Source organism: Mycobacterium sp. PO1 (genome assembly GCF_017312405.1).
Lineage (GTDB): Bacteria > Actinomycetota > Actinomycetes > Mycobacteriales > Mycobacteriaceae > Mycobacterium.
This window is the reverse complement of the sequence record NZ_BLTG01000074.1, coordinates 1-11,485: the sequence shown is the minus strand read 5'-3', so window position 1 is coordinate 11,485 and position 11,485 is coordinate 1. Positions and strand designations below refer to the sequence as shown.

Annotated in this window: 9 protein-coding genes; 8 read left to right on the top strand and 1 reads right to left on the bottom strand. The window is 68.9% G+C overall.

Going from position 1 to position 11,485, the window contains the following annotated elements; all coding sequences use genetic code 11:
- Positions 1 to 101 precede the first annotated feature (101 nt).
- The 4 genes from J3476_RS21450 (at position 102) to J3476_RS21435 (ending at position 5,783) form a co-directional block, all read left to right on the top strand.
- Positions 102 to 1,196 carry an acyl-CoA dehydrogenase family protein gene (locus J3476_RS21450; RefSeq protein ID WP_207068376.1) on the top strand — a complete coding sequence of 365 codons (1,095 nt, stop codon included), beginning with the start codon at positions 102 to 104 and terminating at the stop codon, positions 1,194 to 1,196.
- 1 nt (position 1,197) lies between these two features.
- Entirely contained in the window at positions 1,198 to 2,400 is a 1,203-nt protein-coding gene (locus tag J3476_RS21445; protein ID WP_207068375.1) for an acyl-CoA dehydrogenase family protein, read from the top strand.
- Positions 2,401 to 2,405: 5 nt separating this feature from the next.
- Positions 2,406 to 4,790, top strand: coding sequence for a CoA transferase (locus J3476_RS21440; protein WP_207068374.1), 2,385 nt, complete (start codon positions 2,406 to 2,408; stop codon positions 4,788 to 4,790).
- Positions 4,791 to 4,853: 63 nt separating this feature from the next.
- Positions 4,854 to 5,783, top strand: a complete 930-nt coding sequence (locus J3476_RS21435) for a LysR family transcriptional regulator (RefSeq protein WP_207068373.1) — start codon at positions 4,854 to 4,856, stop codon at positions 5,781 to 5,783.
- 2 nt (positions 5,784 to 5,785) lie between these two features.
- On the opposite strand, the gene glsA is transcribed toward J3476_RS21435, so the two are convergent.
- The gene (gene glsA, locus J3476_RS21430; protein ID WP_207068372.1) at positions 5,786 to 7,078 is read right to left on the bottom strand and encodes a glutaminase A; all 1,293 of its coding nucleotides are present in this window, start codon (positions 7,076 to 7,078) and stop codon (positions 5,786 to 5,788) included.
- 250 nt (positions 7,079 to 7,328) lie between these two features.
- Here glsA and J3476_RS21425 point away from each other — a divergent pair, with 250 nt between their 5' ends.
- The 4 genes from J3476_RS21425 to J3476_RS21410 all read left to right on the top strand — a co-directional run bounded on the left by J3476_RS21425 (position 7,329) and on the right by J3476_RS21410 (position 11,294).
- A complete protein-coding gene (locus J3476_RS21425) occupies positions 7,329 to 8,342 on the top strand; it encodes an extracellular solute-binding protein (protein WP_207068371.1) in 1,014 nt (337 codons plus the stop codon).
- Between the two features lie 69 nt (positions 8,343 to 8,411).
- Positions 8,412 to 9,203 (top strand): SDR family oxidoreductase, encoded by a 792-nt coding sequence (locus tag J3476_RS21420; RefSeq protein ID WP_207068370.1) that lies wholly within the window; start codon positions 8,412 to 8,414, stop codon positions 9,201 to 9,203.
- A gap of 97 nt (positions 9,204 to 9,300) precedes the next feature.
- Positions 9,301 to 10,791 carry a DNA-3-methyladenine glycosylase 2 family protein gene (locus tag J3476_RS21415; protein ID WP_207068369.1) on the top strand — a complete coding sequence of 497 codons (1,491 nt, stop codon included), beginning with the start codon at positions 9,301 to 9,303 and terminating at the stop codon, positions 10,789 to 10,791.
- Positions 10,788 to 11,294, top strand: a complete 507-nt coding sequence (locus J3476_RS21410; protein ID WP_207068368.1) for a methylated-DNA--[protein]-cysteine S-methyltransferase — start codon at positions 10,788 to 10,790, stop codon at positions 11,292 to 11,294. Before J3476_RS21415 ends, J3476_RS21410 begins: the two co-directional genes overlap by 4 nt.
- The last annotated feature ends 191 nt before the right edge of the window (positions 11,295 to 11,485 follow it).

The following is an 11,485-nucleotide window of genomic DNA, read 5'->3' as shown; positions in this document are numbered from 1 at the left end:
TCATGTCGCAGCGGGAAACCCGCCGATGTCGGGATCGGTGATGGACACCTGCAGCGCGACCACCGAGCATAGGAGGCCGGGCCAGAGAGGCGGTTTGACACATGACGATCACTGCGGCCGAGCGGGCGGACCTGCGTGCCGCGGTCAATGAGCTGCTGGCCCAACGGTGCACCGAAGACGACGTGCGGCGGGTCATCGCCACCGGCGACGGATTCGACCGCGACCTCTGGGCCCAGTTGGCGGACCAGGGCGTGCCGGGCATGCTCGTGGCCGATCGGTACGGGGGAATGGGGTTCGGCGCGCTCGAACTGGAGGCGGTCGCCGAGGAAACCGGGAAGGCGCTACTGCCTGCCCCGTTCATCTCCAGCGCCGTGCTCACCGTGACGCTGCTCGCCGCGGCCGGCTCCGAGGACGACCGTCAGCGGCTGCTGCCCGCGCTCGCCGACGGCACCGCCATCGGGACGGTCGCCGTGACCGGAGAGTCCGGTTCCTGGGTCCCCGCCGGAATCGGGGTGCGTGCCGACGCCGACGGCACGCTCACCGGCAGCGCGCACTACGTGACCTGGGGGCAGATCGCCGACGTGATACTCGTCGTCGCGCGCACCGCCGAGGGCATCGGGGTGTTCGAGGTGGCCCCGGAGGCCGCTGGGTTCCACCGCACCGCGGCAACAGTTTTCGACCCCACCACACCTGTGTCGACCTTCACGTTCTCCGCGACACCTGCGCGCCGGATCGGCACCGCCGGATGGGAGGCCGTGCAGACAGCGCTGGACCACGCCGTCCTCGCCGCCGCTGCCGAGCAGGTCGGCGGTGTTCGGCGGATCTTCGACATGACCGTCGAGTACCTGAAGACCCGAATCCAGTTCGGCCGCCCGATCGGCAGTTTCCAGGCGCTCAAACACATGGCCGCCGATCTGCTCCTGGAGGTCGAGTCGGCGACCTCGGCCGCACAGCATGCGGCCCGCGCCGTGTCCACGGACATCCGGACAGCCGAGGGCCCCATAGCGCTGGCCGGGTTCGTCTGCGCGGAGGCGTACGACAACGTCGCGATGCAGGCCATCCAGATGCACGGCGGGATCGGCTTCACCTGGGAGCACCCCGCCCATCTGTTCCTGCGCCGGGCGAGGACCGGACTGCAGCTGTTCGGCGGTCCCCGCCTGCACCGCGAGCGCTACCTCATCTCGAAAGGTGCCTGACGTGTCCGACGCTTCCCTGCCCGCGCTACCCACCGCCGACCAGTTGCGCTCTGAAGTCCGGAACTGGTTACGCGACCACTGGACTTCGCTGCCCCGCAGCGTCGACCCGTGGACGTCCTCCCCCGAACGGATCGCCTGGCTGGAAAAGGTGCTCGACGCCGGATTCGCCGTACCGACCTACCCTTCCGACTGGTTCGGCCGCGGCTACCCCGCCGACTTGGCCAACGTCATCGCGCAGGAGTTCGCCGCCGCCAAGGCGCCGGGTTCGCGCCAGGACAAGTACAACATCGCCGCCAACACGACGTTCGCTCTCGGCACCGCCGCGCTCAAGGACGACCTGCTGCGCGACTTCCTCGTCGAGCGGTCGCGCACCTGTCTGCTCTACTCCGAGCCCGGCGCGGGTTCGGACCTGGCCGCTGTGCGAACAACCGCGGTGCGGCACGCCGACCACTGGGTCGTCAACGGCCAGAAGGTGTGGACATCGGGCGCGCAGACCGCCGACTACGCGCTGCTGCTGGCCCGCACCGACTGGGATGTGCCCAAACACAAGGGCTTGAGCCTGTTCATCCTGCCGATGAAACAGGCCGGCATCGAGGTGCGGCCGCTGGTGCAGATCACCGGTGAAGCACATTTCAACGAAGTGTTCCTCAGCGACGCCATCGTGCCCGACGCCTATCTGCTCGGCGGGGAGGGCAACGGCTGGCGTGCGCTGCAGACCGCGCTGGCATACGAGCGCTCCATCATGGGCGACACCGGGCGGGGATCCCGAAACAGCCAGGCCGACAGTCTGCTCGAACTCGCCCGCGAACAGGGCAAGCTCGACGACCCGGTGATGCGCCATCAGCTCGCCTCGGTCCTGGCCATGCGCGAACTGAACAAGCTCACCAACGCCCGCGCCAAAGCCGCTGCCACCCAGGGCACGTCGAGTTCGCTGATGTCACTGGGCAAGCTCGCCATGTCGAAGATCCTGCACACCGAAGCCGCGGTGAAGACTCAGCTGATCGGCGCCCGGGCACTGCTGGCCGGTCCGGAGAACCCGGTGGCCGACGACGTCAACTTCCTGACCCTCAACGCGTTCTTCACCTCCATCGGCGGGGGTACCGACCAGATCCAGCGAAACATCATCGGTGAGCGTGTGCTCGGGCTGCCCAGGGAACCGGAGGTCGACCGCGACATCCCGTTCCGTCAGGCACGCCGGAGTTGAGTGTGATGCAAGCGGCCGCCGCACGCGGCGCCTACGACCCGCCCCTGGCGGGTGTCCGGATCCTCGATGCCTGTTCGGGTCCGATGACGGCCGTCGGTCGTCTGCTCGCCGATCTGGGCGCCGAGGTCACTGTCGTGCGGTTGCGCGGTGTCACCGCCGACGAACCGGTCGGGCCGCACGTCGATTCGGTGCCCGTGGCCACGGCGATCAACCGGCACGGCATGGCCGGCGTCGAGATCGACCCCTCGACCTCGACCGGCGCGGTGCAGTTCACCGATCTGCTGGCCGGCGCCGACATCTTCATCGAGAACACCCGGCCCGGGTCCCCGGCCGAGGCGATGCTGTCGGTTCGCGACATCCGGTCCCGGTATCCCGGTCTGGTGATCCTGTCGATCAGCGATTTCGGCCGGGACACCGACCAGCGAGCCTGGCAGGCCACCGGACCCGTGCTGCACGCCCTGACCAGCGAGCTGTCCCGCTCGGGCATCCCCGGCCGAGAGCCCTTGATTCCGCCCGCCGACCTGCCCTACCAGGTGGCCGCCGCGCAAGCCGCGGTCACGACGCTCAGCGTGTTCGCAGACCGGCTGCGCAGCGGGGAGGGGGATCTCATCGACTTCTCGGTGCTCGACGGCGCGATGCAGGCCCTCGACCCGCCGTTCGGCACCGCGGGAAGTGCGTCGGCGGGCGTGGCGATCACCAGCCAGCTCCGTGACTGGAACGCCGAACGACAGCGCTACCCCATCGTCGCCTGCCAGGACGGCCACGTCCGCATCTGCATCCTGTCGAAACGGCAGTGGCGCGGCATGTTCTCGCTGATGGGCAGCCCCGAGGAGTTCGCCGATCCCTCGTTCGACAAGTTGGGCAAGCGATTCCACTCGCCGCAGCTGCTCGAGGCCATCGAGCGGTTCTGCGCCGACAAGACCCGCGCCGAGCTGGAAGCGCGCGGGCAGGCCCACGGCGTCCCCACCGCTGCGGTGCTGACGCTGTCCGAAGCGCTCAACGCCGAGCATTTCCGCGCCCGCGGCTTCTTCGTCCACGCCGAGCTCGCGCCCGGTGTGAGGGCACCCGTTCCGGCGGGGGTCGGCGAGATCGACGGGCACCGCGCGAGTGCCGTGAACGTCGGGCCGTCGCGCCACGGTGTGACTGAACGCCTCACCGCAGCGCCGATACTGGCGGGTCGGCCACGGCGCGGCGAGGGACGCCCGCTGGAGGGGGTCCGCGTCCTCGACCTGGGGGTCATCGTGGTCGGCGCCGACACCGGCCGGTTGTTCGGGGACCTGGGTGCCGACGTGGTCAAGATCGAGCACTCCTCGCACCCCGACGGTCTGCGCGTCGGCCGGCTGAACTCGATGACCCAGCCGTACGCCGCAGGCCACCGCAACAAACGGTCGATCGGCATCGACCTGTCCGATCCCGAGGGCCGGGAGCTGGCCCACCGGCTCGCACGCACCTGCGACGTGGTCCTGACCAACTTCAAGCCCGGGGTTGCCGAAGCGCTCGGCATGGACCACGCGACACTGCACGCGATCAACCCGGGGCTGGTGGTGGTCGACAGCTCGGCGTTCGGCCCCACAGGTCCGTGGGCCAAGCGCCTGGGCTACGGACCGTTGGTGCGTGCCGCGGCGGGATTCACCAACCTCTGGGTGTATCCCGGTGAGCCGGAGACGTTCTGTGACACCGTGACGGTCTACCCCGACCACGTCTCGGCGCGCATCGGGGCACTGTCCGCGATCGCGCTGCTGCTGCGTCGGGAACGCACCGGCACCGGTGGCGCCGCGAGCATCTCGCAGGCCGAGGTCATGCTCAGCCATCTGGCTGCCGACATCGCCGCCGACGCGTTGCACCGTGCCGGCCACACCCGCACCGAGCCGGGCCGCCGTGGCCCGTGGGGTCTGTTTCCCGCGCAGGGCGACGACCAGTGGATCGCCGTCACCGTGCGCGACGACTCGGATCTGTGCGCGCTGCGCGAGGTGATCGGGTTCACCGGGGACGACGACTCGATCGAGGAGGCGCTGCGCGCCTGGACCGCGCAGCGCTGCCGGATGGCGGCCATGGACCGGCTGCAGGCCGCCGGCGTGCCGGCAGGGGCCGTTCTGCGCCCACCGGAAGTGCCCGAGTGGGATCACTACGTCCAGCGACGCGCGTTCCGCGAGGAACTGCACCCGCACGCCGAAGCACCGTTCACGCTGGAGAACGTGCAGATCCACTCCGACCACGTGGCCGATCCGCCGCTGGGACAGGCCCCGCTGCTCGGTGAGCACACCGCCGAGATCGCCGCCGAGCTCCTCGGTCTCGACGACAGGCGCATCGCCGAGCTACACGCCCGGGGCGTGCTGGAGACGGCGCAACCCGCCCGCCCCGACGTGACGCCGACCGCTGGGCAGCGGTGATCTCGTAGCATTTCCGTACAGGCGCCGGTGGCCCCGGCCACCGGCGTTCGAGATGCGGCAGGAATGGACATCGACTTCACCAGGCTCAGATATTTCGTCGCTGTCGCCGAGGAACTCCACTTCAAGCGGGCTGCCGAGAAGTTGATGATCACGCCGCCCCCGCTGAGCAAGCAGATCAAACTCCTCGAAAAGGAGCTCGGCGGCCCGCTGTTCGAACGCGGCTACCACGAGGTCCGTCTCACCCCGCTGGGCCAACGACTGCTGGGACCGGCGCGCGACGTGCTGGCGCAGGTCGAGGAGTTCAAGGCGGTCGCGGCGCAGGGCCGCCCGGGGCCGGCGCCGGTCCGGGTCAGCGCCACTGCCTACGCACCGTCGGATCTGCTCGCCGAGCTCGAGGCGGCCGTCACCGACTTGGCGCCGGTGGAGTTCACGGTGCCCGGATCGGCGGCCGAGGTCACCGCGAAGCTCATCGCCGGGCACGCCGAGTTGGGTCTGATCCATCTCCCCGCCCCCGACCCGCGGCTGCGCCACCGGGTGGTCGCCCGATATCAGGGCGCCATCGCGGTGCGCTTCGACGACCCGCTGGCGCAACGAGAGGCGGTCTCGATCGAGGAGCTGCGCGAACGTGAGGTGGCGATCGACTTCGCCCGGCCCAACCCGGTGGTGCTGGCGGGGTTGACCCGCGGGCTCAACCGCAGGGGGGTGCACCGCATCGTGCGCACCACCAACCAGCGTGGCGGCGAGGTCGAGATGGCGAGCCAGGTGTTCAACCGGCATCTGGTGGCGGTGGTCAGCTACGCGCCGGATTCGTTCATCGGCAAGATCTTCTCTCCGCCGGAGTTCAGACTGATCCCGGTGGATGAAAGCACCTGGGCGCCTGCCGAAATCGCGCTGGCGTGGGCGCCGGAACGGGTAGCGGCACGGCTGGCCGAACTCGAATCGATGGTCGATCAGATCGCCCGCCGGTTGCAACCGGTGCGTCGAGGAACCTGAATTCATCTGCCGCGTCGTGCAGTGTCCAACCACAGACGCGCGGCGTCGACAGCGTCGGCCACGGACACGAAGCGACTGGCGTCGAGTTCGGAGTCGGCGCGGATCACCGATCGGTCGGGGTCGACGACGAACCCGGCCTTGCCGTCTGAGCGCAGCTCTTCGGCCATCCCGGAGAGCAGAGCGCGGGCGGCGTCGTCGATGTCGTCGATCCGGGAGACGTCGAGGATGACGACCTCAAACGCGTCGCGTTCGCGGTCGGCGACTCGTATGACCTGTTCTGCGCCGCTGAACAGCAGATCGCCGTGTGCCTCGTAGACCCGGATACCGGGCTCTGGGTCGTACACCGCGCGCAGCGTGGCCCGCGAGTCCCTCGCCACCGTCAGGAAATGCAGCCCGAGCTGTTCGGACAGGCTGCGACACACCCGCACGCCGCGCACGCTGTTGCCTTTGGCATCCAGGCGCGGCGAGTACACGCCGATACCGAGTTGTCCGGGCAATACTGCGACGATTCCCCCGCCGACGCCGCTCTTGGCCGGCATACCGACGGCACTGACCCAGTCACCGGCCCCGTCATACATCCCGCAGGTGACCATGACGGCCAGGGTGCGTTTGACCACCGCCGCATCGCTGACCCGGCGGCCGGTCTGCGGATTGACCCCGCCGCGCGCCAGGGTGGCGCCCATCTTGGCCAGATCGGTGGCGGTGACGCGCAGCGAGCACTGGCGGTAGTACACGTCGAGCACCGCGTCGGGGTCGTCGTCGAGCACTCCGAAGCTCTGCAGCATGTAGCCGATGGCCCGGTTGCGGCTGCCGGTGGCCTTTTCCGACGCGTAGACCTGCTCGTCCAGCTCGAGCTGCCGGCCGGCGAATGCCGAATACCAGTCGCGCAGCAGCGCGAAGCGCTCTTCGGGTGAGGATGCCGGGATCAGCGAGACGGCGGCGATCGCGCCGGCGTTGATCATCGGGTTCTTCGGCGTCTTGGACTCAGGGTCGACGCTGATCTCGTTGAATGGCTCCCCGGACGGCTCGACGCCGATCGAGGCGTCGACGACCTCGGGGCCGACCATCTCGAGCGCGAGTGCATAGGTGAACGGCTTGGAGATCGACTGGATGGTGAACTGCACCGCTGCATCGCCGGTTTCGTAGATGAACCCGTCCGACGACGACAGCGCCAGGCCGAATCCGTCCGGATCGACATCGGCCAGTTCGGGGATGTAGTCGGCCAGCTGTCCGTCGTCACAGCCCGCGTGCTCGCGCCAGATGCGGTCGAGGTAGCGCTGCACCAGTCCCGCCACAGCTTGCAGTGTAGGTCGCCGCGTTGGACACCCGAGGCGGAGCCGAGCAGACATCACCCGAGGCGGAGCCGAGCAGACATCACCCAGGCGGAGCCGAGCAGACAGCACCCGAGGCGGAGCCGAGCAGTCCTGTCCAGGGCTTTCGACACAGAAAATTGAGGAACTCTTGACTCGTCCGTGCCGGAAATCATGCCCCCGGGCGTATTAGACTCGGCGTCGTTCCAGGGAGTTTCAGACCAGGAGGTTCCCCATGCGCGTTGCCGCTCGCTGGTGGGCTCGCCTCGCCGCGATTGCCGCCATCGCCGCGCTGACCGGCGGTTGCGCTCAAGACGTCGCCTCTCCGTCCGAGGATGCCCTGGGTCCGGATGCGGTGCGGATCGGCGCGTTCCGGACGACCATGCCGGCCTGGAACACCACGTTGGACGACTTCGCCGGCCAGCCAGGCTGGCCCGGAGCGCAGGGTGTCTACGGCGCCTTCGGCACCATCGAGGACGTCCTGCAGCATGGCGAAGACGTCGACGTCCTCCATATCTCCGACGCCTGGAACATGACGGAACTCGTCCGGGACGAGTTCGTGCCCGCCGATTGGAACAACGGCCGAACCGGAGGCGTACCGGTCGTGTCGATCGTGACGATGGTGGTGCGCGCCGGCAACCCCCGCAACATCCACGACTGGGCGGACCTGATGCAGCCCGGATTGGAGGTCGTGACGCCCAACCCGGCCACCGAGGGGTCCGGACGGCTGGCTCTGCTGGCAGCGTATGCAGCCGGGAGCAACGGTGGCGCCGACCCCGAAGCGGGGCGAAACTACGTGCGGCGGCTGATCCTGGAGCACATCGCCCTGGGACCGACCTCGGTGTGGGAGGCCCGCGAGAACTTCCTCGAAGGGCGCGGCGATGTCCTGCTCCTGTCCGAAGCCGCCGCGAGGACACTCCAGCGGGACGGATACCCCGTGCAGACCGTGGTGCCTCGTCAGACATTGCGCATGGACTTCCCGGTCGCGCTGACCTACGCCGGACTCGAGAAGCCGACCGCACGAGCACTCGTGGCGTACATGTATTCGGCTCGCGGACAGCAGGTCTGGGCCGACAACGGCTTCCGCCCCACCACCAAGGTCGCCGGTGTGGCCGACCCGCGCTTTCCCGAACCGGACCGGGTGTGGACCGTCGAGGATCTGGGCGGATGGGATGTTGTGGGTCCGAGATTCTTCCACCCGGAGAACGGCGTCTACTCCAAATTGTTTCGCACCGCCACCGGCACCTGACGCCGCTGCCCCGCCACGGTGGGCCAACCGACACGGTTTCGCCGGCGGTGTCGCGGGTAGCCGCCCGGAATGGCTGAAACCAAGAAACTCGCGCTTGTGACCGGCGCGTCCAGCGGCATCGGATTCGAGCTGGCCAAGCGCTTCGCCGACGACGGCTACGACCTGGTCATCGCCGCCGAGGACGACGGGATCACCACGGCGGCAGGCAAGCTTTCGCACAACGGTGCCCACGTGCGGCCGGTGAAGGTCGATCTGCGCAGCCCCGAGGGCGTCACGGAACTCTATGAGCGGGCGACCGAGGGGCGCCACGCCCTCGATGCGGCGGCGATCAACGCCGGCGTCGGCACCAGCGGAAAGTTTGTCGACAGCGATCTCGAGCACGATCTGTCGGTGATCGACCTGAATGTGCGCTCGACCACCCACCTGACCAAACTGGTGCTTCGCGACATGGTCGAGCGGGGCAGCGGAAAGGTCCTGCTCACGTCGTCGGTCGCGTCGATGATGCCGGGCTCCTATCAGAACGTGTACAACGCCACGAAGTCCTACGTGCAGTCCCTGGCCGAGGCGATCCACGACGAACTGCACGGCAGCGATGTCACGGTGACCGCGCTGATGCCCGGTCCCACCGGGACGAACTTCTTCCACCGCGCCGGCCTGGACAACACCCCGGTGGGGAAAGCACCCAAGGACGACCCGGCGCGGGTCGCCGACGAGGGTTATCGGGCGATGCGGCGCGGCGATCAGAAGGTGATGGCCGGCTCGCTGGTGAGCAAGGCGATGGGTACGCTGAACCGGGTCCTACCCGACCGCGTGAAGGCGCTCGGAAGCCGGGTGATCTCGGTGCCGCTGAACCGGTCCTGACGCCGGGCCGAGGCTACCCAGAGCCCTGACATCGCAGGACAGCTCCATGTCGTTTTTCCGCTAGTGCTCGCGGCGCCGTCGTGCCATTGTCGGTGACATGCACACCGACTTCGACCGCTGCTACCGGGCCGTGCAGGCCAAGGACGCGCGGTTCGACGGGTGGTTCGTCATCGCGGTGCTCTCTACCGGAATCTACTGCCGCCCCAGCTGTCCGGTGCGGCCGCCGCTGGCCCGCAACATGCGCTTCTACCCCACGGCGGCGGCTGCGCAGCGGGGCGGCTTCCGCGCGTGCAAGAGGTGCCGACCCGACGCCTCGCCCGGATCTCCGGAGTGGAATGTGCGTGGCGATGTCGTCGCGCGGACCATGCGGTTGATCGCCGACGGCGTCGTCGACCGCGAAGGTGTCGCCGGACTGGCCGCCCGGCTCGGATACACCGCACGCCAGCTCGAGCGCCTCACGCAGGCCGAGCTGGGAGCCACTCCGCTCGCGCTGGCCCGAGCGCAACGCACGCAGATCGCACGGGTTCTCATCGAGACGACCGAGATGCCCATCAGCGATGTGGCATTCGCGGCCGGCTTCTCCAGCATCCGCCAATTCAATGACACGGTGCGCACGGTGTGCGACATGTCCCCGACCATGCTGCGTCGGCGCGCCCGCGCCCGCGACGGTGGCGACACCCTCGCAGGCGCCGGAGCAATGTCGCTGCGGCTGCCGGTGCGGACACCGTTCGCCTACGAAGGGTTGTTCGGGCATCTGGCCGCCACCGCGGTGCCCGGGGTCGAAGAGGTCCGGGACGGCACCTATCGCCGGACGATGCGGCTTCCGCACGGAAGCGCTGTCGTTGGCCTCACCCCTCACCTGGATCACGTGCGGTGCCGGCTGGTCGTCGACGAGTTTCGCGACGTGTCGGCCGCCATCGCCCGCTGCCGGCGGCTGCTCGACCTCGACGCCGATCCGGAGGCGGTCGTCGAAGCCCTCGGCGCCGACGATCACCTGGCGCCTCTTGTGACCAAGGCGCCCGGGCAGCGCATCCCGCGCACTGTCGACGAGCACGAACTCGCCGTGCGGGTGGTGCTCGGCCAGCAAGTGTCCACCGCCGCCGCACGCACCCACGCCGCGAGACTCGTCACCGCGTATGGCGACTCGATCAGCGACCCGGGCGGCGGACTGACGCACCTGTTCCCCTCAGTGGCCCAGCTTTCCGACATCGACACTCGCCACCTGGCGTTCCCAGCCTCGCGGCAGCGCACTCTGACAGGGTTGACCGCCGCGTTGAGCACCGCAGAGGTGGTGCTCGACTCGGGATGCGACTGGCAGGCCGCGCGGCAGCAGCTGTTGGCCCTGCCCGGCGTCGGCCCGTGGACCTCAGAGATGATCGCCATGCGGGGACTGGGCGACCCGGACGCTTTCCCGGCCACCGATCTGGGCGTGGCCGCCGCCGCTGGGCACATTGGCCTACCGTCGGCGCCCAAACCGCTGAGCGAACACGCCAGGGCCTGGCGCCCCTGGCGATCCTATGCGACACAACATCTTTGGACAGCCCTCGATCATGCGGTCAATCAGTGGCCGCCGAAGGAGAAACGATGAGCGACGACGTGCGGTATCGAACCATGGACAGCCCGGTCGGGACGCTGACGCTGGCAGGACGCGACGGCCGTCTGCGTCACTTGCGGATGACCGATCAGACCTACGAACCGGACCGGTCGAACTGGCTGCGCGACGACGAGGCCTTCGGCGACGCGGTGGCACAACTCGAGGAGTACTTCCGCGGCGAACGACAGGACTTCGACCTCGGCCTGGACCTGGTCGGTACGGCATTTCAACGCCGGGTCTGGGAGGCGCTGTTGACCATTCCCTACGGTGAAACCCGTTCCTACGGAGAGATCGCCCGGCAGATCGAGGCGCCCGGGGCGTTCCGTGCGGTCGGCTTGGCCAACGGGCACAACCCGATCGGCATCATCGTGCCCTGCCACCGGGTCATCGGGGCCAACGGCAGCCTCACCGGGTACGGCGGAGGCATGGAGCGGAAGAAGACGTTGCTCGGCCTGGAGCGCCGTCACGCCTCGGCGCTGCCTACGTTGTTCGACTGAACACCGGCCCGTACCGCGTCGTTCGACCAACGCCGGCTCTCAGGTTCGGCACTCGGACGGGGCGACCACACGCCCATCATCCGTTCACATGAGCTATGCAGACGACGGGTCACTCGGCAACGGGAACGGCTGTGCCGGTGGCGCTTTGGCCCGTGGGCGTGGGCGTGTGGGGATGCACGAATGCCGGTGCC